At 68.7% G+C, this 20906-nt stretch carries 16 protein-coding genes, 5 tRNA genes and 1 other RNA gene; 3 read left to right on the forward strand and 19 right to left on the reverse strand.

The window, feature by feature from the left end; genetic code table 11:
- Window positions 1-480 precede the first annotated feature (480 nt).
- Window positions 481-1107 (reverse strand): hypothetical protein, encoded by a 627-nt coding sequence (locus tag ACOJUJ_RS27940; RefSeq protein ID WP_420130222.1) that lies wholly within the window; start codon window positions 1105-1107, stop codon window positions 481-483.
- A gap of 272 nt (window positions 1108-1379) precedes the next feature.
- On the opposite strand from ACOJUJ_RS27940, the gene ACOJUJ_RS27945 reads away from it, so the two are divergent.
- A complete protein-coding gene (locus tag ACOJUJ_RS27945; RefSeq protein ID WP_420130223.1) occupies window positions 1380-1694 on the forward strand; it encodes a hypothetical protein in 315 nt (104 codons plus the stop codon).
- Between the two features lie 84 nt (window positions 1695-1778).
- On the opposite strand, the gene ACOJUJ_RS27950 is transcribed toward ACOJUJ_RS27945, so the two are convergent.
- Window positions 1779-2921: a VLRF1 family aeRF1-type release factor gene (locus tag ACOJUJ_RS27950; RefSeq protein ID WP_420130224.1), complete on the reverse strand. Its 1143-nt coding sequence runs from the start codon at window positions 2919-2921 to the stop codon at window positions 1779-1781.
- A 442-nt stretch (window positions 2922-3363) separates the two neighbouring features.
- Between ACOJUJ_RS27950 and ACOJUJ_RS27955 the strand changes: the two genes are divergently transcribed.
- Both ACOJUJ_RS27955 and ACOJUJ_RS27960 read left to right on the forward strand, forming a co-directional pair.
- Entirely contained in the window at window positions 3364-3900 is a 537-nt protein-coding gene (locus ACOJUJ_RS27955) for a thioredoxin family protein (protein WP_420130225.1), read from the forward strand.
- A 154-nt stretch (window positions 3901-4054) separates the two neighbouring features.
- Window positions 4055-4825 carry a hypothetical protein gene (locus ACOJUJ_RS27960; protein ID WP_420130226.1) on the forward strand — a complete coding sequence of 257 codons (771 nt, stop codon included), beginning with the start codon at window positions 4055-4057 and terminating at the stop codon, window positions 4823-4825.
- Between the two features lie 101 nt (window positions 4826-4926).
- Here ACOJUJ_RS27960 and ACOJUJ_RS27965 read toward each other — a convergent pair whose 3' ends face one another.
- From ACOJUJ_RS27965 to infB, 17 genes are all read right to left on the reverse strand, one after another.
- On the reverse strand, window positions 4927-6549 hold the full coding sequence (locus ACOJUJ_RS27965) for a hypothetical protein (RefSeq protein WP_420130227.1): 1623 nt from the start codon (window positions 6547-6549) through the stop codon (window positions 4927-4929).
- 302 nt (window positions 6550-6851) lie between these two features.
- Window positions 6852-6925: transfer RNA gene (locus ACOJUJ_RS27970), tRNA-Arg, on the reverse strand.
- A gap of 20 nt (window positions 6926-6945) precedes the next feature.
- An RNA gene (gene rnpB, locus ACOJUJ_RS27975) (RNase P RNA component class A) lies at window positions 6946-7311 on the reverse strand.
- A gap of 23 nt (window positions 7312-7334) precedes the next feature.
- Window positions 7335-7418 (reverse strand) — tRNA-Leu (locus tag ACOJUJ_RS27980).
- Window positions 7419-7454: 36 nt separating this feature from the next.
- A tRNA-Leu gene (locus ACOJUJ_RS27985) sits at window positions 7455-7538 on the reverse strand.
- Between the two features lie 94 nt (window positions 7539-7632).
- Window positions 7633-7706 (reverse strand) — tRNA-Arg (locus tag ACOJUJ_RS27990).
- A gap of 11 nt (window positions 7707-7717) precedes the next feature.
- Window positions 7718-7790 (reverse strand) — tRNA-Lys (locus ACOJUJ_RS27995).
- A 263-nt stretch (window positions 7791-8053) separates the two neighbouring features.
- On the reverse strand, window positions 8054-8347 hold the full coding sequence (locus ACOJUJ_RS28000) for a hypothetical protein (RefSeq protein ID WP_420130228.1): 294 nt from the start codon (window positions 8345-8347) through the stop codon (window positions 8054-8056).
- Between the two features lie 218 nt (window positions 8348-8565).
- A complete protein-coding gene (locus ACOJUJ_RS28005) occupies window positions 8566-9747 on the reverse strand; it encodes an acyl-CoA dehydrogenase family protein (RefSeq protein ID WP_420130229.1) in 1182 nt (393 codons plus the stop codon).
- Window positions 9748-9998: 251 nt separating this feature from the next.
- Window positions 9999-11570, reverse strand: coding sequence for a flavin monoamine oxidase family protein (locus tag ACOJUJ_RS28010; protein WP_420130230.1), 1572 nt, complete (start codon window positions 11568-11570; stop codon window positions 9999-10001).
- A gap of 528 nt (window positions 11571-12098) precedes the next feature.
- Window positions 12099-14249, reverse strand: a complete 2151-nt coding sequence (locus tag ACOJUJ_RS28015) for a polyribonucleotide nucleotidyltransferase (protein ID WP_420130231.1) — start codon at window positions 14247-14249, stop codon at window positions 12099-12101.
- Window positions 14250-14514: 265 nt separating this feature from the next.
- Window positions 14515-14784 (reverse strand): 30S ribosomal protein S15, encoded by a 270-nt coding sequence (gene rpsO / locus ACOJUJ_RS28020; RefSeq protein ID WP_420130232.1) that lies wholly within the window; start codon window positions 14782-14784, stop codon window positions 14515-14517.
- 543 nt (window positions 14785-15327) lie between these two features.
- Window positions 15328-16290 carry a bifunctional riboflavin kinase/FAD synthetase gene (locus ACOJUJ_RS28025; protein WP_420130233.1) on the reverse strand — a complete coding sequence of 321 codons (963 nt, stop codon included), beginning with the start codon at window positions 16288-16290 and terminating at the stop codon, window positions 15328-15330.
- Window positions 16287-17180: a tRNA pseudouridine(55) synthase TruB gene (gene truB, locus ACOJUJ_RS28030; protein WP_420130234.1), complete on the reverse strand. Its 894-nt coding sequence runs from the start codon at window positions 17178-17180 to the stop codon at window positions 16287-16289. The genes ACOJUJ_RS28025 and truB overlap by 4 nt, the downstream gene beginning before the upstream one ends.
- 403 nt (window positions 17181-17583) lie before the next feature.
- Window positions 17584-18102: a 30S ribosome-binding factor RbfA gene (gene rbfA / locus ACOJUJ_RS28035; RefSeq protein WP_420130235.1), complete on the reverse strand. Its 519-nt coding sequence runs from the start codon at window positions 18100-18102 to the stop codon at window positions 17584-17586.
- A gap of 232 nt (window positions 18103-18334) precedes the next feature.
- Window positions 18335-18616 carry a DUF503 domain-containing protein gene (locus ACOJUJ_RS28040; protein ID WP_420130236.1) on the reverse strand — a complete coding sequence of 94 codons (282 nt, stop codon included), beginning with the start codon at window positions 18614-18616 and terminating at the stop codon, window positions 18335-18337.
- Between the two features lie 13 nt (window positions 18617-18629).
- A partial coding sequence (gene infB, locus ACOJUJ_RS28045; RefSeq protein WP_420130237.1) for a translation initiation factor IF-2 occupies window positions 18630-20906 on the reverse strand: 2277 nt, incomplete at its 5' end.

The raw sequence follows: 20906 nt of genomic DNA on the forward strand, positions 1-20906 counted from the left end.
GGAGGCCGGTTTCCTCCGCGCGAGCCCCGCCTCTATCCCATACCATTTCTCGCAGTTCGTTGTGCAATCAGAGGAACGACGGAAAAACATCACGCGGAGGCGCGGAGGAACTGATGAGGCGCGGAGGCGTTTTGGGCGTTCCCTCCGCGCGTATTCTGTTTTCTCCGCGCCTCCGCGTGAAAATCGTTCCCCTCACTGCACATCGAAATCCGGAAGATGGTATCCTCCCAATGCGGAAACGAGCACCGGTAAACCCTTGCCTGGCCGACGATGGGACGTGAACGGCTCCCGAAGGCTTGGCCCGTCGCGACCCGACAAAGATCCTTCGGTCGCGCGCAAGCTCTTGCGGTTATGACGGTTCAGGCGTGCGCTCCCTCAGGATGACAGCGCGCGACTGGAGGAACAACTGATGGTTCCCAACACCCTCTCAGCCGCAGAATGACAGCGATCTTCCGCGCACAGTCTTGTGCTGATCCGATGTCAGTCCAGTTCGGCGTTCGTGAGATAGTTGCCCAGGACGCGGTTGGTGGCGTTGAGAACGGCCAGGGCGGCGGAGCGGTGCGGGTCGCCGGTGGCCAGCGAGGCGCCGATCAGCGCGTGCACGTTCTCCGTCCGCAGCAGGACGACGACCACGTCGGTGTCGAACGCGCGGAAGCTCTTGATCCCCACAAGGCCGAACTGCATGCGGCCGTTCAGGATGGCTTCCAGCGCGCGTAGCGTGGCCTGCGCGGCCAGCCGCAGCTCCACGGCGGCGCCCGTTTCGCCCTCCACTTCGTCGCGGTACGTCTGCCCGCCCCACTCCAGCTCCACCTGCGCCAGCGCCCGCCCCGTGCGCGGCGTGGTGAGCCGCGCCGCCACAAAGCGCACCCGGCGCCGCGGCTCGGGCGCGGAAAGGTAGGACAGGTGCACCTCGGCGTCGGCGGCGGCCAGGCCGCTGCGCGCCAGGATGCTGCGCACCAGCATCTCCGTAGGACCCTCGGCGCGATCGCAGATCAGGTAGATGCGCAGCGGGTCTGGGTCGATGACGGCGCGGCGAACCCCTTCCAGCGCCTCCAGGTCGGAGCGCAGGTGCTCGCGCGCGTCCACGTCCAGTGCTGATAATGGCATGGGCGGGAAACAGATTGTGAGAGGAAGATTGGCTCGAACGTTGGGGCGGGATCGGCGCGCTGTCAAGTTTCTTGTGTATACGGTATTCTGGCGCGGCGTGAAAGACGAGCGTCACGAAACCTTCGTCACCAGGAGATGGAAATGGCAGAAGTGAACCGCCTTACGTCATCTTTTCTTTTCACGACCGATTGCGCATTATCTTCCTGCTACGCTCCCGTTGCCGGCCTGACCGCGCGGGCGCACTCATGGTCCTTTCTAACCGGGAGACAAACATGCGCAAGCTGAAGCTGACGGTGGAGTCGCTGCAGGTGGAGTCGTTCCATTCGGAGCCGCCGCCGCCGGAGCGCGGAACGGTGGCGGGGTACGACTGGACCGAGTACGCCGACGAATCGTGCTTTGGAACGTGCGACGGCATGTGCACGCGCGACGCGTCGTGCCAGGGCCAGTGCGGCACGGGAGCATCGTGCTACGGCACCTGCTACAACAGCTGCAATGGCACGTGCAACTGCACCGTTGGCTGCACGGGCTACACCGTCTGCGACTGCCAGACGATCGAAACGTGCCCCGGCGCGTCGATCTGCACGTAATCAGGCGGCCCGTCCCTGGAACACGCGAAAACGCGCCGCCGGCCTCTCCAGGCCGGCGGCGCGTCTCGTTGCGCACGACGAGCGCTAGAACCGCAGCAGCGCCGCGGCGCCGCGCAGGTCGGCGATGGCGTTGGCGTCGGCGAACTGGATGTCGGCGCCCTGCTGCTGCGCCAGGCGCACCATTTCTTCCATCACGTCCACGCCCTCCAGCTCCTCGCTGCCATCGTACGGGCAGCGGGTTACGTCGCGGACAAAGACGAAGCCGCACTGGGTGCAGCGCGCGCCCTGCATCTGCCCGTCCCGCGCCAGCACCAGCGTGTCGACCTTGCCCTCCTGCAGCGCGGTGAGCGTTCCCTGCACGCCGGCGGTGGCCAGGTAGTCGTGCGCGGCGCGGTCGCGCACCTGCGCGATGAGCTCCTGCCCCTGGCGCTGCTGCTCGTCCGTCAGGTACGGCTCCAGCCGGGCCAGGATCTCGGGCGCGGGGCCGTCCACCGGCGCCGGGCCGGTGTGGATGATCATGTCGGCCACGGGCTGCGGCAGGAACTCCTTGAACTTGGCCACGTTCTGGTCGGTCCCCATCAGCACCAGGTGCTGCGGCCGGTAGCGCGTGACAAAGCGCTCCACCTCTTCGGCAAAGTCCTTGAAGAAGTGTCGCATCTCCTCCAGCTTGTGCCGCTGGAAGCGCTTGTGCGAGTAGCCCCCGGCCTGCACGTGGTGGTTGGTCGTGGGCGCGATGGGGTCGCCGCGGAACTCCAGCTCGTCCAGCAGGGTGCCCAGGTACACGCTCAGAATGCGCACGTGCTCGCGGTCCATCAGGATCACGCCGTAGTGCTCGTACGCGTTCAGCACCTGCGCCAGCGGTCCGATGACGGGGCGGTCGGCCACCACCATGCGGTTCTGCACGGGCACGGGAAACTGCAGCGCCTCCCACCAGTCCCCGCCCACCTCGGCGTAGATCACCAGCCCGCGGTTGGATTCGGAGAAGTTGCCGTCGATCCACTCCTGCACCCGCTCGAACAGGCTTCCCATCCCCGACTCGTTCCCGCTCCCGGTGGGGACGGGGCGGTTGCCGTCCAGCTCTTCGAACTGGGCGCGCTTCTGCCCCAGGAACACGTGGTGGTTGCGCTTGTTGTTGCTGTCGACGGACATGTCCAGGAACAGCGAGAGCACCGGCTTTCCGCCGTCCTGCCGCTGGATCAACCGTTCGAGGTCCTGTCTGCTGATCATGGTCTGGCTGGTTGGATGGTGGGCACCGCACCCCGTGCGAAGGTCATCTCGCGGGGGTGGAGGAATGCAAGAACGCTGCCCATTCCGCGGCCCGGCGCGAGCGCGCCGGCCGCACCGGACGTTTTTCGCCGCGGATTCCAAGTGGTGCATCATCAGTCACTTACCCGATGGTCTCCATCCTGCTCGCGTTCGTGTGCAGTCCAGAAAAGCAGTTTCACGCGGAGACGCGGAGGCGAAGAAGAGGCGCGGAGAAGCTCCCTCCGCCCTTTCGTCGGTTCCTCCGCGCCTCCCGCGTGAGATCATCCCCTGGTGGGGGATTTGCGGTGAAGGCGATCGATCCGAAATGCCCCCGTGGGGTATCAGGGTGTGGAATGAAAGCGCCGGCTGTACATCGTCGAAAACCGTTCGACGGCACACGCGGCGGGCGAGAACGAGGGATGAGATGAGCGACCTGGATTTCAGGACGTACTGGGATAACGCACTCAGCTGGGACAACTACCTGAACCGCGAAGTGCAGAAGCACGAGGAGATGTGGCGCGGCGTGTACGCCAGGTCCATCGTGCCGGACTGGGCGCTGGAGCGCGGGGCGGAGATCGGCGGCGACTGGAAGCTGCTGGTGATCAGCGAGGACTGGTGCGGCGACGCCTTCAACACGGTGCCGGTGATGGCGCGACTTGCCGAGGTGCTGCCCAGCGTGCAGATCCGCATCGTCAAGCGCGACGAGAACCTGGAGCTGATGGACCAATTTCTCACCGGCGGCTCGCGGTCCATCCCGCTGGCCATCGTGCTGCGGCCGGACTTCAGCGTGGCGGGGCGGTGGGGCCCGCGTCCGCCGGAGCTGCAGGAGTTTGTGATGAGCGAAAAGCAGGCGGCGCTGCGGCCCGCGGACGAGATCTACCGAGACGTGCGGCGCTGGTACGCAAAGGACCGCGGCGAAAGCACACTCCGCCAGCTGCTGGACGTGATGGCGGCTGGCTGACCGTCATCCATCCAGTACGAACAAAGCCCCCGCGCGACCGATCGGGCGGGGGCTTCTTCCATCGTATTCGTCGCGGGAGTGAGCACGCCGTACTCGTTAGCGTGTACTCCGTAAACCAAAGAAACACCGAAGTTCCTGGGGCGTACCAGCCCCCATGTGCCCGCCCCGAATCCAGCCGCAGCTGCTCGCCACCGCCAGGGCCGCCCCCGAGGGCGACGGCTGGCTGCACGAGATCAAGTACGATGGATACCGGCTGCTCTGCCGCCTGGAGCACGGGCGCGCACGGCTTTTCTCGCGGCCGGGGCGGGAATGGACGTCGGAGCTTCCCGCCCTGGCCGCGGCGATGGAGGGGCTGGGGATCGGAACGGCGTGGTTCGATGGGGAGATGGTGGCGCTGCGGGCGGACGGCACGCCGGACTTTCACGCGATGCAGCGCGCCATCGGCGGAAAGCGCGGCGCCCCGCGGCTGGTCTACCAGGTGTTCGACCTTCTGCACCTGGACGGACGGGACCTGCTGGGCGTGGACGTCCTGACCCGGAAAGGCATGCTGGAGGAACGGGTGAGCGGCAGGTTTCCCTCCGTGCGCTACACCGACCACCTGGTAGGGAGCGGCCCCGCGTTCCACCGCGCGGCGCACCAGGCGGGGCTGGAGGGGATCGTCTCCAAACGGCTGGGGAGCCGCTACCGCCCCGGCGTGCGCTCGCGCGACTGGCTGAAGGTCAAGTGCATGCATCGCTACGTCTTTACCGTCGCCGGCTTTGGCAAGGACGGCGCGGTGCTGGTGGACGAGGAAGGCGTATTCGTGGGGTGCGCCTTTTACCGCCACCGCCCGCGCGTCGGCCATCCCGTACAGGTGGCTGCCCTGGAATGGTCTCCCGGCCGCAAGCTCCGCCACGCCACCGTCGTCCTGGCCGAGATGAAATGAGCGTGGAAGAACACGACGATGCGAAGGGCGCCGGACGCGCGCTCCGCATCATCGTGTTCATCCCCCGCGCTCCCGTGAAGATTCGCCGCCGTGCCGTGTGGTCAGAGGCGGGGGCGGAAGGCGGGCTCCCAGCGGCGGTACGCCGTTTCGGGAAGCCGCCGCGACGCCCGCCACGCAACGTCGCGCATCTCCTGGGCGGGAAGGTTGGCCAGCACGGTAAGCACCGCCTCCGTGGCCGCGGGATCGTCCACCAGCTCTCGCGCGGCACGGATGCGGGCAACCATTCCCTCCCCGCCCGTGCCCAGCGCCGCCGCCAGCCGCCGCTGCTGCGCGGGCGGCGCGGCGGCCGCGGACAGGACGCGGGGGGCCAGCTTGGGATCCACGCCGGAGAGCACGGTGAGCGTCGCCGGGTTGGACGCCGCGTTGGGGTGCGCGGCGATGCGTGCGGCAAGCGCGCCGTCGTCCGCCCGCAGCACCCGCGCCACGGCAAACAGCACGGCCGCGTGTGCGGACGGGTCTTCCGCCACCCGCGGCGCCACCGCGCGCAGCCGGGGGGGCACTGTGTCGCGCAGGATCTGGAAGCGGCCCAGCGTGCCCGGCGAGTCCAGCAGCAGCGCAAGAAGCTCGGGATCCTGGAGATCCGGAAGATTCAGAAAGCCCTGCGCCAGCTCGTCGTCGTCACCGGTGTACGTCTGCCGGGCAAGGTCCCGCAGGAACGGCAGGGGAGCGCCCGGTGCGTTCATCAGCAGCGGCCGCAGGTCGTAGTCGGGGCTGCGCGGCACCCGCACGGGCCAGGGCTGCACCGTCATCCGCGCCAGCAGCTCGGCGCTGAACAGCTGCGGATCCTGCTCCACCGTGGGGACGAACCGCGTCGCCCGCACGTGCGCATCCAGCGCCTCCAGCTGCGCCGGCAGCGATCCGTACCACCCGATGCGCTCCCCCACCCAGCCGATGCGTGAGCTATGGCGCACACCCACGGCGTGCTGGGTGCCGCAGCTTGGCGGCGTGCAGTCGACTTCCAGAAAATCCACGCGGAACACCGCGATCTCGTTGGCCTCGTCGTGCACCAGCAGCCGCGGCCGGCTCCCCGCCGGAAAGCCGGCGGCCTCCACGAACCGCGCCACGTCGGCGGGGAGCGGAGGCCCCTCGGGATCGTCCATGAAGTTGTCGTTCAGGATGCGGGCCCGGTTGGGATCGGGGATCCGGAAGACGGGGATGCGGAACGCGTGGGTAAGCACGTGCGTGGCCAGCGTGACCGAGCGTGACACCCGCTCGCCCGGCCGCAGGACGGTGCGTCCCTCCTGGCCGCGGAACCAGAACGCGGACGGAAGCTCGGCGTCTTCCTGGATCCAGATGTGCACCAGCCCTTCGGGATTGGCGCGCCAGACCGGCATGCCGCGCTGGATGGGGATCATGCTGTCGACGTCCATCCGCAGCGGAAGCTCCAGCGGCTCGGAGCCGGTGTTGACCAGTGCCACCGGCACCGTCCACTGGTGCGTGCCCCCCAGCGACCAGAAAGGATCGCCCTCCCGCCGTCGCGCCGGTCCGGTGACCTCGAGGCGCAGCGGCGTGCACGGCCCCGGCGAGGCGGTCACGATCAGCGAATCGGGCGTGGGAAGCCGCCCCTCCAGCGCCATGCAGAAAGTGGACTGGGCGCGCGCGGGCGAGGCGGCCGCCGCGAGCAGGGCAAGCAGCGCGAGAGAAGCGGGATGGCGTGGGAGCATGATGCGGCGAAATGAAAGTGCGGACGCGCGACCCCGGGGATGCGGCCGGAGTGGCGGATGAGTACGCGGCAGGGAACCGGAGGGGCTTTGCCTTGCGGGGCGGGCACTCCCGGCACTGCCGCCGCCCGAATTTGAATCCGCCCCTCGATGAAGGCAAGCAGGACGTGCGGGATCTTTTCGACGGCCGCCGCTGCTCGTATGGGAAAGGTTGGATGGGCGCAGGGGCGGAGCACGAGGGCGACCGGAAGGTCCGGAATTGCGAAAACCCCCGCCGCGATTGCGACGGGGGTCTTCGTGTTCAGTGCGCCCGACAGGATTCGAACCTGTGACCTCTAGCTCCGGAGGCTAGCGCTCTATCCAGCTGAGCTACGAGCGCGCGCACTGTCTGTCGTGGATCGGAGGAGGCGAATAAGCCGAGTTCTGTCACCCGGCGTGAACCGGGGGAGGATCATTTCTCTGGGACCGACGTTGCCGCCGGCCTCGTGCAGCCTACCCGGGACTGGTAGCGGAGCGGGCAGCTCCATCGTCCCTGCTCGGCCTTGCTCCGGGTGGGGTTTACCATGCCGCGCCTGTCGCCAGCCGCGCGGTGCGCTCTTACCGCACCGTTTCACCCTTGCCTGAGCCCGAAGGCCATCGGCGGTTTGCTTTCTGTTGCACTTTCCGTCGCCTCGCGACGCCCGGCCGTTAGCCGGCACCCTGCCCTGTGGAGCTCGGACTTTCCTCGACGCCGGCACGCCGGCGCCGCGATCCTCACTCGCCTCCCACGACCCGTGTTTTCAAAAAAGTGCCCAGGAGAGGACTCGAACCTCCACGCCGGTTAAGGCACCAGATCCTTAGTCTGGCCTGTCTACCAGTTTCAGCACCTGGGCAGGTGCGGCCCCAACAACGTGCGTTCCGCGGACAAGTGCTCCCGAGAGGACTCGAACCTCCACGGGCTTGCGCCCACTAGATCCTGAATCTAGCGCGTCTACCAATTCCGCCACAGGAGCGTAACCGGTCCGCGAACTACCCTGCCGGCCCCGACGACGCGCGGCGTGACCACTGCTGGCCCACGCCGCGGATTCCCATCAAAAAAAACACAGGTGCGCCCGGAAGGATTCGAACCTCCGACCTCCTGATCCGTAGTCAGGCGCTCTATCCAGCTGAGCTACGGGCGCACAACCACGAATGCACCGGGTAGGAATCGAACCTACAACCTTGGGATTAAGAGTCCCCTGCTCTGCCAATTGAGCTACCGGTGCGTTGGCGAACAGAAGGGGAAATGTACCCGCATCCCCCGCTCTCGTCAAGCCCCGTCAGGGCTCCCGCCTGCGTCCGCAACGCAGCGGCCAGACGCGGACGCCCTGCCGGACCGCAAATGTAACGCGTTCTTCACGCACGCGGGAGCCCCCACGGCGACACATTCCCGCGACAGGGGACACCTGGCAAGGCGGACCCGCGGCACGCAAGCCCGCCTGTCACGATCCACCGTCCGGATCGTCGCAACGCCGCTCGCTGGGGGCCGCTACAGGCAGCAGGAAAGGCCGTTCGCGATGGTCGGGTTGCAGGTATCGCACGTGCGGCAGTCGCTGTGGTAGCAGGTTTGCCCGCACGAGTCGCACGTTCCATCGCAGCTGGCACACGTGGCGTCCCAGGTGTCGCACCCGCCGCAGGTGGGGCAGCCGGGACAGGTGTTCTGACCGCACTGCGTCCAGCAGGTGCACTGCTCGGCGAACACCGTCCCCTTCTTCGCGGACTTCACCGCCGTATCGAACGAGTCGACGGTGAGCTGGTCCAGGTTCAGTTTCAGCTTGGCCATGGTATCCTCCGCGGATGAAGGTGCGGTGCGCCGCCGCCGGAACGGGCGGCGGCAGGGCGCGGCGGTCTGGATCGCCGCGCGGAAAGCATCTCACCTTAGGACGAATTTGCACGAAATGGCAAGCATCATCCACTTCCGCCACGCGGAACGGAAGAGGGCGCAAACGAAAGCTCGTCCGCGCCCTCCGCATCCGTCCCTCCACGTGAGGACGCCCGCCGTCAGTACGCCGCGAAGCCGGTGATGTCCTGGCCCAGGATCAGGCCGTGCACGTCGTGCGTGCCCTCGTAGGTGTAGACGGACTCCAGGTTGGCCATGTGGCGCATGCTCTGGTACTCGATCAGGATGCCGTTGCCGCCCAGCAGCCGCCGCGCCTCGCGCGCCACCTCGGTGGCCATGTTCACGTTGTTGCGCTTGGCCAGCGACACCTGCTCGGGCCGCATGGTGCCCTGCTCCTTGAGGTTGCCCAGGCGCCACGCCAGCAGCTGCGCCTTGGTGATCTCGGTGAGCATCTCGGCCAGGCGCACCTGCTGGATCTGCGTGGCGCCCAGCGGCCGGCCAAACATCTCGCGCTGCCTGGCGTAGCTCACCGCCTCGTCGTAGCACGCCATCGCCGCGCCAATGGCGCCCCACGCAATGCCGTAGCGGGCCTGCGTAAGGCACATCAGCGGGCTCTTCAGGCCACCCGACTTCGGCAGCAGCGCGCTGTCGGGCACGCGCACGTCCTGCAGCACCAGCTCCGACGTGTCCGACGCCAGCAGCGACAGCTTGCCCTTCTGGTCCTTGGCGCTGAACCCCGGCGTGTCGGTGGGGACGATGAAGCCGCGGATGCTCTTGGAATCGTTCAGCTCACCCGTCTTGGCCCAGATGATGGCGATGTTGGCCGTGGAGCCGTTGGTGATCCACATCTTGGCGCCGTTGAGCACCCAGCCGTCGTCCGTCTTCTGCGCCCGCGTGATCATCCCGCCCGGGTTGCTGCCAAAGTCCGGCTCCGTGAGGCCAAAGCAGCCGATCACCTCGCCGGCGGCCATGCGCGGCAGGTATTCGTGCTTCTGCTCCTCGCTGCCAAAGGCGTAGATGGGATACATGCACAGCGCGCCCTGCACGCTGGCGAACGAGCGGATGCCGCTGTCGCCGCGCTCCAGCTCCTGCATGATCAGGCCGTACGACACGTTGTCCAGCCCCGCGCAGCCGTACTCCTCCGGCAGGTTGGCGCCAAACACGCCCAGCTCCGCCATCCCCGGGATGAGCTGCTTGGGAAGGTAGCGGCCGATGTAGGCTTCGTTGATGACGGGCATCAGCTCGTCGTCCACCCAGCCACGCACCGTGTCGCGGATCATCCGCTGCTCCTCGGTGAGCAGCGCATCTATCTCGTAGTAGTCTACGCCCTGGAACCTGGCCATCGGTGGGCTCGCCTCAAGGATGTCGTGATGTCGATTCAACGTCTGTCGAGAGGCGCGGAAAGTAAGCCCCGGCGCTACCTGCGGCAACCCGCATCGTCCGCGTCGCGAAGCGCTTGGGCGTGATCCGGACCCGCCCGGCGACGCATCCCACATCAACGGAAACGCATCGCGCGGAGGCGCGGAGAAGAGATGCTTCCTCCTCCGCGCTTCCGCGTTCCCGGGCGATCCCTCTCGTCGACTCGGAGCCTGGGCTACACGCCGGCGGCCTTCGCCGCCTTGCCGAACTCCGCCACGTGGTGCGCGGGCACGGTGTGCGACGCGCTGACCACGCGCAGCGCGGCGCGCAGGCCGCTCTCCAGCGCGCCTTCCATGTAGCCGAAAAACGCCAGGCACGCGTGCTCGCCCGCGAACGCCAGCCGGCCCCGGTACATCTTGTTCAGGAACGGGCCGATGGTGGTCACCTGCCCCGGCAGCGGGCACGAGTAGCCGCCGCGGATGTGGGGATCGGCGGGCCAGTTGACGAACTGGTGGTCGATGGCGTTCGCGGCGTACCCCGGGTACAGCTGGCTGATGTGCTCGCGATACCACACCGCGGGATCGCCCTGGGCAATGGCGGCCCGCGCGGCGTCACCGCCGGCGAACAGGGTCAGTTCCAGCCCCTGGGAGCCGGCGGTCATCTGGTTGTCGGTGCCCTCCCACATCTCGCCGCAGGCGTCGGAGGTGGCGCTGGGCGCCAGCGCCTCCCGAATCCAGAACCGCTCCCGCACGGAGCTCAGGAACTTGACCACCGGGCCCACGTTCATCTGCATCCCCGCGGGGAACGCCGGCGTCACCTCCACGGTGTCCCACGCGGCGACGGGGAGCGCGAACACCACGTAGTCCGCCATCCGCGCCTCGGTCTCGTCCCCCACGTACACCCGCACGTCCTTCTTGGCGATCTCCACGCGGCGCACCGGGGTGCCGGTCTCCACGCGGTTGTCCGCGGAACGGCCCTCCACGTCGCGGCGCAGGCACTCGGCCAGCTCCTGGTTGCCGCGCTCGCAGCGAAACACCTCCGTCAGGTCCCAGAAGTTCGCCCGCTTCCGGTCGTCGAAGCCGCCGCCGGCCACCAGCGCCAGGTTCGCCAGGTAGCTTTGCCGATCGGTGGGCTCGGCGTTGTTGTTGGCCAGCGTGGCCTCGATGGCCGCGCGCGCCAGCGGGCTGGGCGATGCCGCGTCCAGCCACTGGCGCAGCGACATGGCGTCCCAGGCGGCCGCGTTGCGCGCCTTCCACGGCCTGAACGCCGGCACCTTGCGGGCGTCCGGCGTCATCGTGCCCAGGATGGCGTTCATCTCCGTGTACAGCGCCTCCGCCTGCTCCCGCGGCACCAGTTCGCCGTTCAGGTACAGCGGCATCTCCAGTCCCCAGCCGCCGTAGTTGTCTTCCGGTGTGATGACGCTGAGGCCCAGTCCAAACTCGCGCGAAAAGCGCAGCCACTGGGGATGGTTCAGGCCGATCAGCTCGCCGCCCGCCTCCGTCAGCCGGCCGTTCACCCACTGGTTAAGGGTGTGCACGCGGCCGCTCACCCGGTCCGCGGCTTCGAACACCGTCACGCGAAAGCCCCACCGCGCCAGCCAGTACGCCGCGCTCAACCCGCCGAACCCCGCGCCCACCACCGCCACGTGCTTGGCCGCACCCGCGGCTTCGAACAGCCCCTCCTCGGGAACGGCCGGGATGCGGGCGTCCAGCTCGGCCAGCGCGCGGTGCGCGTGGCGGCTGCGGGCGCTGCCGGTAAGGCGCTGCCCGAAGCGCCGGTGCAGCTTGGTAAAGAGTGAGCCAGCCATGATGAAGACCTCTGGAACAGGGAAGATAAAGTGCGCCGGAGCCGGCGGTGCGGCGGATGGAAGGCCACCGCGCGGAAGGAGCCTCCGCATGGTAGCCGCGCGACTGAGGCGGAGCAACGATTCTCTGCTCCGCGGTACAGCGCGTCCAGCCGGCACGGTGCTGGCGGACAGCTCTCGGGATCGCGCATCAGGTGGTGCGGACAGCTTGCTTCCGTGCGCTTCAGGACAGGATGGCGTGATCTGTATCCCCCGAAAAAATGCGGATGGCCCCCTGCCGCATTCCACCTGCTTCCCGTTCCCGACAGCTCACCTCATCTGCGTCGTCGACCGTCTTCCTCCCCGCCCGCTCCCGTCGGTCAGGCTCTGGAGCGTAAGGAAACGGCACGACAAGACTCTGTTGACTCTGTTAACTCTGTGTGAGGCTTTCTTTCTTTGGATTCAACACCGATCCCGCCACGCGCACGACAAAGCCCCCGCCCGGCGAACCGGGCGGGGGCTTTCGTCGCGATCAGCCGATGCGGGCGAGGCTTACGCGTTCGCGCCGCCGGCAGGCGCGGCGCCGGTCGCCGCGCTGCCGCTGGCTCCGTCGCCGCCCGACAGCTCGGCCAGAGCGGCCTTGCGGGACAGGCGCAGGCGGCCCTTCTCGTCGATGGAGAGGAGCTTTACCTGCACGACGTCGCCCTTCTTGACCACGTCCTCGGTCTTTTCCACGCGGCCGGCCTGCAGCTCGGAGATGTGCAGCAGCCCCTCGGTGCCGGGCATGATCTCCACGAACGCGCCAAACGTCGTGGTGCTCTTGACCTGGCCCTCGTAGATCTTGCCCACCTCGGCCTCTTCCGTCATCCCCGCGATGATCTTGCGGGCGCGCTCGCCGCCTTCGCCGCTCACCGACGCGATGGTCACCGTGCCGTCGTCGTCGATGTTGATCGTGGCGCCCGTGGCCTCCTGGATGCCGCGGATCGTCTTGCCCTTGGGCCCGATGATCTCGCCGATCTTGGCCGGGTCGACCTTGATGGTGATGATGCGCGGCGCGTACACCGACAGGTCGGCGCGCGGGCTGGGCAGCGCCTTCTCCATCTCGCCCAGGATGTGCATCCGCGCGCGGTTGGCCTTCTGCAGCGCCTCGCGCATCAGCTCAAGCGACAGGCCTTCGATCTTGATGTCCATCTGGATGGAGGTCACGCCCTCGCGGGTGCCCGCCACCTTGAAGTCCATGTCGCCCAGCGCGTCCTCGCTGCCCAGGATGTCGGTGAGCACCGCCACCCGGTCGCCTTCCTTGATCAGCCCCATCGCCACGCCGGCCACGGCCGCGCGCATGGGCACGCCCGCGTCCATCAGCGACAGCGAGCCCGCGCACACCGACGCCATCGACGACGAGCCGTTGCTCTCCAGCACGTCGCTGACGACGCGCACGGTGTACGGAAACTCGTCGAACGGCGGCAGCATGGCTTCCAGCGCCCGCTCGGCCAGCGCGCCGTGGCCCACTTCACGGCGGCTGGTGCCGCGCACCGGCTTCACCTCGCCCGTGCTGAACGGGGGGAAGTTGTAGTGCAGCATGAACGACTTCTTCTGCTGCGTGGGAAAGTCGATGGTGTCGAAAGCCTGCTCGTCGCCCTGCGTGCCCAGCGTGGTCACGCCCAGCGCCTGCGTCTGACCGCGGGTGAACAGCGCCGAGCCGTGCGCGCGCGGCAGCACGCCCACATCGATGCTGATCGGCCGCACCTCGTCCAGCCCGCGGCCGTCGGAGCGCTTGCCCGTGGACAGGATCATCTCGCGCGTCTCGCGCTTTTCCAGGTCCTTGACCACGCTGCCGACGTCCTTCTCGCTCTCCGGGAACTCCTCGGCCAGCGCGGCGGCCACCTCGGTGCGCACGGCCTTGAGCGCGTCGGAACGCTCGTGCTTGCCCGCCACCTTGAGCGCCTCCGTCACGCCGGCGGCGGCGGCGGCTTCAACGCGCTCGCGGAGGGTGGCGTCCACCTCCTTCGGCGTCCACTCCATCTTGGCCGGCACGTCCAGCTGCGCCAGCATCTCCTTCTGCAGGCCGATCAGCTCCTTGATCCCCACGTGGGCCACCGTCAGCCCCTCGGCGATCTCTTCCTCGGGCACTTCCAGCGCGCCACCCTCCACCATCATGATCGCGTCTTCGCTGCCGGCGACGATGATGTCCAGGTCGCTGTACTCCAGCTGCGCAAAGGTGGGGTTGAGCACCCACTGACCCTGGATGCGCCCGATGCGCACCGCCGCCACCGGCTCGGCAAAGGGAACGCGGCTCATGTTGAGCGCCAGCGAGGCGCCCGTGAGCGCAATGACGTCCGCGTCGTTCTCCTGGTCGGCCGAGATCACGTAGACGAACACCTGCGTCTCGTTGGCGAACCCGTCGGGGAACAGCGGGCGCAGCGGGCGGTCGATCAGGCGCGCGGCAAGGATCTCCTTGTCGCTGGGGCGTCCTTCACGCTTGATGAAGCCGCCCGGGATCTTGCCGGCCGCGTAGGTGCGCTCGCGGTACTCGATGGTCAGGGGGAAGAACGAGAGGTGCGTCGGGGTGTCCTGGGCAACCGCGGTGCACAGCACCATGGTCTCACCAAACTGCACCGTGCACGAGCCGTCCGCCTGCCGGGCCATCTTTCCCGCCTCGAGGATGAGGGGGCGCCCCGCGAACTGTCTTTCCAGCTTTGCCATTTGGGTTCTTTCCTTTGGATTGCTCGGGGGAAGCCGCACTCCGGGCAGCGCTCCCCCGCAGGCGGAGCCCGGTCGCTTTGATGTTCACTTCGTCGCCGCTGTGCAAAAACGCACGCCGGCCGCGGGGTCCATGCCCCATGCGGCCGGCGTGTTTACATCGTGTCCCGCGTCCCGCGTAGCGAGGGCCGTCCGGCGGACGCGGAGCGTGCGGACCGGCCCATGGCCATCCGCACCCCACCCGCTCGCCCGGCCGCCGCCGTGCCGATCAGTGGCGAAGCCCCAGGTCGGCGATGAGGGCGCGGTAGCCCTCCAGGTCGTTGCGGCGCAGGTAGTCCAGCAGGCTGCGGCGCTGACCCACCATCTTCAGCAGCCCGCGGCGGCTGTGGTGGTCCTTCTTGTGGGCGCGAAAGTGCCCGGTCAGGTCGTTGATGCGCGCCGTGAGCAGCGCGATCTGCACCTTGGTGCTGCCACGGTCGTTCTCGTGCAGCTGGTACTTCTTGATGATGTCGTCGCGGTTTTCTACCGTGAGCGCCATGATCGGAGCCTCCTGAAGAGTCTGAGCTGGTCGGGAAGTCAGCCGATCCAATCAACAAACAGGTTTGCCGAGCGGATCAACAACAAGCAGGAGAATTTAGCGGAGTGTGCGGCATCTGGCAACCCGGGTCGACGGCACGGGCGTTTGATCTCATGGTGAATCCGAACCAGCACCGTGCCGGCCGCCTGCAGGAGCGAATAAATTCGCCGCTACAACATCGCAAAGTCCGCCTGCGCGGACTCGGCGGCCACGGCGTGTGCGGCGTCTCCACGCACCTGCGCGTCCGCAACCGGAAAAGCCCGCCACACGACACATTGTCATTCCGAGGGAGCGCCGCTCCGTTCCCGCGGCGTACACCGAACTGTGGCGCGACCGAGGAATCTACCGTCGGCATTCTCGTGGAAATTCGTGCGCCGAGAACCTGCGGCAACAATCCGCGCAGGCGGATTTCGCGCCTTTCCAGCGGCGAATTCATTCGCTCCTGGCGGCGAAGCGCTGGGCTGTCCGGAGGGCGCGGATCAAAGCCCGACGGATTCGCTGGCTCTACCCCAGTCCCAGCATCCGCCGCCCGTCGCGCTCGTCACCGCGGATGGCTTCGATGAGGGCGTCGACGGAGGAGAACGGGAGGATGTCGCGGATGCGATCCACGATCTCCACGCGCACGTGGTCGCCGTAGATGTCGCCGCTCCAGTCCAGCAGGTGCAGCTCGATCGTGGGCGCGAAGCCGGGAAACGTGGGGCGCGGGCCCAGGTGCAGCAGCCCGGGGATGCGCTCGCCGCGCACGCGGCCGTACGCGGCGTAGACACCCTCCCTGGGCAGCATCTTCTCCGGGTCGCCCACTTCGATGTTGGCCGTGGGAAAGCCCAGCTCGCGCCCCTTCTGCTCCCCCCGCACCACCACGCCCTCCAGCCGGTACGGCCGCCCCAGCAGCCTCGCCGCCGCCGCCACGTTGCCCTCCGACAGCAGCCGGCGGATGCGGCTGGACGACACCGCCTCACCCTCCGCGTTGAACGCCTCCACCACGTCCACGGAAAAGCCCATGTCGGCGCCCAGGTGCCGCAGCATGGCCACGCTGCCTTCGCGGTCCCTGCCGAACCCGTGGTCGTAGCCGATCACCAGCTCGTCCATCCCGATGCGGCCCAGCAGGATCTCGTCCACGAACCGCCGCGCACGGTAGCCCTGCAGCGTGCGCGTGAACGGGACGAAGACCACGTACTCCAGCCCCGACTCCGCCAGCACCTCGCGTTTTTCCGCCAGCGTGGTCAGCAGCGGGGGCGCGTGCTCGGGGCGGACCACGCGCAGGGGGTGCGGATGAAAGGTGACCAGGATGCTGCGGCCGCCGGTGGCGCGGGCGCGGCGGCAGATCTCCTGCAGCACCTCCCAGTGCCCGCGGTGCACGCCGTCGAAGGTGCCCACGGTGACGATCGCCGGACGCCCGTCGCGCGGCAGGGCGGGCGGCAGCGTGGGGTCGATGGCGAACGCGGCCACGTGGTCCCTCCGCGTCATCCGGCCCCCGCGAACACCTTGCGGGGCCGCACCACGCCGCCGGCCGCCTCGCCCACCGCCAGCAGCTCGCCGGCGGTGGAAACCACCGCCACCGCGCCGTCCGCCGCGAATCCCTCCGGCGCCTGCACCGCGCGCCCGTGCCGCAGGTCCGCTTCGCCCCGTTCGTCCGCGACGACGCGCGGCAGGTGCGAAACGGCCTCCGCGGCCGTCAGCATCGCCGCGCGCACCAGCTCGTCCTCGCCCAGCCGGTCCATCGGCACGGCGCGCTCGACATCGTGGGGGCCGATACGCGTGCGCCGAAGCTGGCGCAGGTGCCCGCCCACGCCCAGCGCCTCCCCCGCGTCGCGTGCGATGGCGCGGATGTACGTCCCGCTCCCGCACTCCACCTCAAAGACGACGTCCGGCAGGTCGACCGACAGCACGCGGATGCCGTAGATGATCACCGTCACCGGCGTGCGCTCCACCTCGCCGCCGCGACGCGCGACGGCGTACATCCGCTCCCCATCCACCTTCTTGGCGGAGTACGACGGCGGCAGCTGCTGGACCTCGCCAACCTGCGCCGCCAGCGCCGCCTCGACCTGCTCGCGCGTCAGGGCGCCCCAGGCATCGGAAGACGCGATCGTCTCCCCCGTGTGGTCGTCCGTGTCCGTCGCCGCACCCAGACGCATGGTGGCGACGTAGGTTTTGGGGAGCGGCGCGAAGTACTCCGCCAGCCGCGTCGCGGGTCCCACGCAGATAAGGAGAAGGCCGGAGGCGAACGGATCCAGCGTCCCCGTGTGCCCCACCGCCTTCGTCCTGAGCGCGCGCCGGACCGCCGCCACCGCGTCGTGCGAGGTGGGGCCCACGGGTTTGTCGATGGGGATGACGCCGTACGGCGCGGGCGGATTCATTGGGCGGCTCCAGCCAGCCACCCAGCTGGAGCGAATGAATTCGCCGCTGGAAAGGCGCGAAGTCCGCCTTCGCGGACTGTGGCCGCCGGCGTCCGGGCGCTACGAAGAGCCACGAGCAGGCCGAAAGCAGAGTTCTCAGTCGCGCGCGGAGGCCGGCGCGGAGCGAAAAATCCGCGCGTGCGCTCCTTCGAAATGAAAGATGCGCGCACGCGTCCGGTTGCGGACGCGCAGGTGCGTAAAACGCCGCACGCGGCCGGGCCGCTGAGTCCGCGCAGGCGGACTCGGCGGGTTTCCAGCGGCGCATTCATTCGCTCCCGCGGGCGGACGGCGCCGAACCGGGTCAGCATCGCAGTCGGCATCAACCGCCCGAGGAAACGCTCAGACCGCATCTCCGAACCGTACGTCACTCCTTCTCCCGCTCCACGGAACCGGGCGCACCGTCCGTATCGTCGCTGTCGACAGCATCGTCCACATCCGCCGGATCGATCGAGTCATCCATGTCGATGGAATCATCGTCATCGACCGAATCACCCGCGCCAGCCGAATCCTCCGCGTCGGCGGACTGGTTGCGCAGCTCGGGGGGGAGAGCCTGGCGCAACAGCTCCTCGATACGCAGCGCCTCGGCCATGACGCGGTCGGCTTCGAAGTGAAGCTCGGGGACGCGGCGCATGTGCAGGCGGCCGCTGAGCTGCTTGCGGACGAACGGAGCCGCGCTGCGCAGCCCCTCGATGATCTCCTCGCGCTCCGTCTCGTCTCCCAGCGAGGTGACGTAGACCTTGGCGTGGTCCAGCTCGGGCGAGGTAACCACGGCGGTGATGGTGGCCAGCCCCACGCGGGGATCCCGCACCTCGTCGCGGACGATGAGGGAGATCTCCTGCTTGAGCTGCTCGTTGATGCGGTCGGTGCGTCGGAACTTGGGCATGTGCGTCTGGCCGGCTGCGCGGCGAAAAAGACCAGCAAACAGGGACAGGTTACGGGGATCGGGGGACCGGGTGCAACCGCGCTGCCGCCGCGCCCGCCCCGTCCCGGATCCACACCCGTCCGGATCAGAAAGAAAAGCGAGGGGACAGGATGCGAGGACCGGTCCAGCGGAACGGCGGCGGCTGCCTCCGTCCCTGCGACCTGTCCCCGGGTCCCTGCCCCCTCGCCGTCCGTCAGTAGAACGTCGTATACGAATCGATGATCCGCGCCCGGCCTTCTTCGGCAACCATGTTGTCCGCCGACGAAAGGACGGACTGCGCGTGGCGGCGATCCTCCGACACCACACACACCGCGATCTCGGCGCGCTGCAGCAGGTCCTGGTGCCCCGTCTCCGCCGCGGAAACGTTGAACCGGGCGTGCAGCCGGTCCTTGAGCCCCTTCACCACCGAGCGCTTCTCCTTGAGGGAGGCGCACCCGGGGATCTGAAGGTCCCACACCACCAGTCCCACCGTCATCGCGAAACCCGGCTCAGGCGTTCGCCGCCCGCTCCTGCTCGGCGGCGATGCCGGCCAGCGTACGGGCGATCTCCTCCACGCGGTAGCACTCCAGGACGTCGCCGATCTTGACGTCGTTGAAGTTCTTGATGTTAAGGCCGCACTCGAAGCCCTCGCGGACCTCGCGGGCGTCGTCCTTGAAGCGCTTGAGGCTCTCCAGCTCGCCCTCGTACACCTGCACCGCGTCGCGGACGACGCGGATCTTGCCGCGCCGGTCCAGCACGCCGCTGGTGACCATGCAGCCGGCCACCGTACCCACGCGCGGCACCTTGAACAGCTGGCGGACCTCCGCCGTGCCCAGCATGACCTCGCGCTCCTCGGGCGTAAGCAGCCCCTCCATCGCCGCGCGAACCTCGGCCACCGCCTCGTAGATGATGTTGTACAGGCGGATGTCCACGTCCTCGCGCTCGGCCACGCCCCGTGCCTCGCCCGTGGGCCGCACGTGGAAGCCCACCACGATGGCGCCCGAGGTGGACGCCAGCAGCACGTCGCTCTCGTTGATGGCGCCCACGCCGCGGTGCACCACCTGCACCCGCACCTCGGCCGTGGACAGCTGCTCCAGCGAGTCGGACAGCGCCTGCACGGAGCCGTCCACGTCGCCCTTGATGACCAGGTTGAGCTGCGCCTGCTCGCCGCGCGCCAGCATCTTCGACAGGTCCGTCAGCTTTACGCCGCGGCTCTTGATGCGCATGCGCTTTTCGCGCTCCAGCCGCTGGCGGGTCTGCGCGATCTCGGCCGCGCGGTCCGCCTCCATGGCGATCAGCTGGTCGCCGGCGCCGGGCACGCCCGACAGGCCGAGGATCTGCACCGGGATGGCCGGGCCGGCCGACGGAACCGGCCGGTTGCGCTCGTCCAGCATGGCGCGGATGCGGCCGGCGTACATGCCGCACACCACGTGGTCGCCCACGCGCAGGGTGCCGTTGGTCACCAGCACGGTGGCCACGGGCCCCTTGCCCACGTCCAGCTGCGCCTCGATGACCGTGCCCACCGCCTCGCGGTCGGGGTTGGCCGTGAGCTCCTGGATGTCGGAGAGCAGGAGCACCTTCTCCAGCAGCTCGTCCATCCCCAGCCCCTTCTTGGCGCTGACCTCGGCGCTCATCACGTCGCCGCCAAAGTCCTCGAGCACCACCCCGTGCTGCAGAAGGTCCTGCTTGACCTTCATGGGGTTGGCGTCGGGCAGATCCACCTTGTTCACCGCCACGATCAGCGGCACGCCGGCGTTGCGGGCGTGGCTGATGGCCTCGACCGTCTGCGGCATCACCGAGTCGTCGGCCGCGACCACCAAGATGACGACGTCCGTCACTTCGGCGCCGCGGGCGCGCATGGCCGTGAACGCGGCGTGGCCGGGCGTGTCCAGGAAGCTGATGGCGCGCCCGTCGGGCAGCTGCACGTGGTACGCGCCGATGTGCTGCGTAATGCCGCCGGCCTCGCCCGCGATGACGTTGGTCTTGCGGACGTAGTCCAGCAGCGAGGTCTTGCCATGGTCCACGTGGCCCATCACCGTGACGACGGGCGGCCGGGCTTGCAGGTCCTCCGGCGCGTCCTCCTCCACGGCCTCTTCCATCTCGGCCCCGTACTCCTCCTCGCGGACGGCCTTGAAGCCGAACTCGTCCAGCAGCAGCTCGATCTGGTCGAAGTCAAGCCGCTGGTTGATGGTGACCATCAGCCCCAGGTTCTTGAACGCCGAGCCGATGATCTGGTTGGCCGGCACGTCGATCAGCTCCGCCAGCTCCGCCACGGTGAGGAACTCGTTCACCCGCACCGTAGTCGCCTCCTCGGCGCGGCGGCTGCGGATCTCTTCCTCGCGGCGCTCCGTCTGCGACGGCCCCTGGTCGCGCTGGCCGCGGCGCTTCTTGCGCCCGCCGCCCGACTCCATGGCCGCCATCGTCTTCTTGAAGTTGTCGTCCACCGCCGTCTGGTCGACGGTGCCGCGACCCTTCTTGCCCTTCTTGCGGTCCTTCTTCTTGGCGCCCGCGGCGCCGGCGTTGCCGCCGCCACCACCGCCCGTGGGCGTGGTGCCGGCCGTGTCACCGGGCCGTCCGCCGAACGACTGCGTGCGGGCGGGCGGCATGGGCGGCGCCATGCTGCGCGCCGACCGCGGCACAAACGCCGGCGGCGGCGTGGCGGTACCAGCGCCGGAACCCGCACCGGCGCCCTGTCCTTCGGGGCGCGCCGGGCGCGGACCCGAGGGCCCGCCGGGACGCACCGACGGCGGCGGCGAGGGACGGCGGTCGCCGCCCGGGCCACCGGG

It is taken from the genome of Longimicrobium sp. (assembly GCF_048594345.1).
GTDB lineage: Bacteria > Gemmatimonadota > Gemmatimonadetes > Longimicrobiales > Longimicrobiaceae > Longimicrobium.

Coding starts and splice junctions, on each gene's coding strand:
- ACOJUJ_RS28000 (WP_420130228.1), bottom strand. CDS start 8,347: ATGGCCAAGCTGAAACTGAACCTGGACCAGCTCACCGTCGACTCGTTC.
- ACOJUJ_RS27940 (WP_420130222.1), bottom strand. CDS start 1,107: ATGCCATTATCAGCACTGGACGTGGACGCGCGCGAGCACCTGCGCTCC.
- ACOJUJ_RS27955 (WP_420130225.1), top strand. CDS start 3,364: ATGAGCGACCTGGATTTCAGGACGTACTGGGATAACGCACTCAGCTGG.
- rbfA (WP_420130235.1), bottom strand. CDS start 18,102: ATGCCCAAGTTCCGACGCACCGACCGCATCAACGAGCAGCTCAAGCAG.
- ACOJUJ_RS28040 (WP_420130236.1), bottom strand. CDS start 18,616: ATGACGGTGGGACTGGTGGTGTGGGACCTTCAGATCCCCGGGTGCGCC.
- ACOJUJ_RS27965 (WP_420130227.1), bottom strand. CDS start 6,549: ATGCTCCCACGCCATCCCGCTTCTCTCGCGCTGCTTGCCCTGCTCGCG.
- ACOJUJ_RS27950 (WP_420130224.1), bottom strand. CDS start 2,921: ATGATCAGCAGACAGGACCTCGAACGGTTGATCCAGCGGCAGGACGGC.
- ACOJUJ_RS28005 (WP_420130229.1), bottom strand. CDS start 9,747: ATGGCCAGGTTCCAGGGCGTAGACTACTACGAGATAGATGCGCTGCTC.
- ACOJUJ_RS27960 (WP_420130226.1), top strand. CDS start 4,055: ATGTGCCCGCCCCGAATCCAGCCGCAGCTGCTCGCCACCGCCAGGGCC.
- rpsO (WP_420130232.1), bottom strand. CDS start 14,784: ATGGCGCTCACGGTAGAAAACCGCGACGACATCATCAAGAAGTACCAG.
- ACOJUJ_RS28010 (WP_420130230.1), bottom strand. CDS start 11,570: ATGGCTGGCTCACTCTTTACCAAGCTGCACCGGCGCTTCGGGCAGCGC.
- ACOJUJ_RS27945 (WP_420130223.1), top strand. CDS start 1,380: ATGCGCAAGCTGAAGCTGACGGTGGAGTCGCTGCAGGTGGAGTCGTTC.
- truB (WP_420130234.1), bottom strand. CDS start 17,180: ATGAATCCGCCCGCGCCGTACGGCGTCATCCCCATCGACAAACCCGTG.
- ACOJUJ_RS28015 (WP_420130231.1), bottom strand. CDS start 14,249: ATGGCAAAGCTGGAAAGACAGTTCGCGGGGCGCCCCCTCATCCTCGAG.
- ACOJUJ_RS28025 (WP_420130233.1), bottom strand. CDS start 16,290: ATGACGCGGAGGGACCACGTGGCCGCGTTCGCCATCGACCCCACGCTG.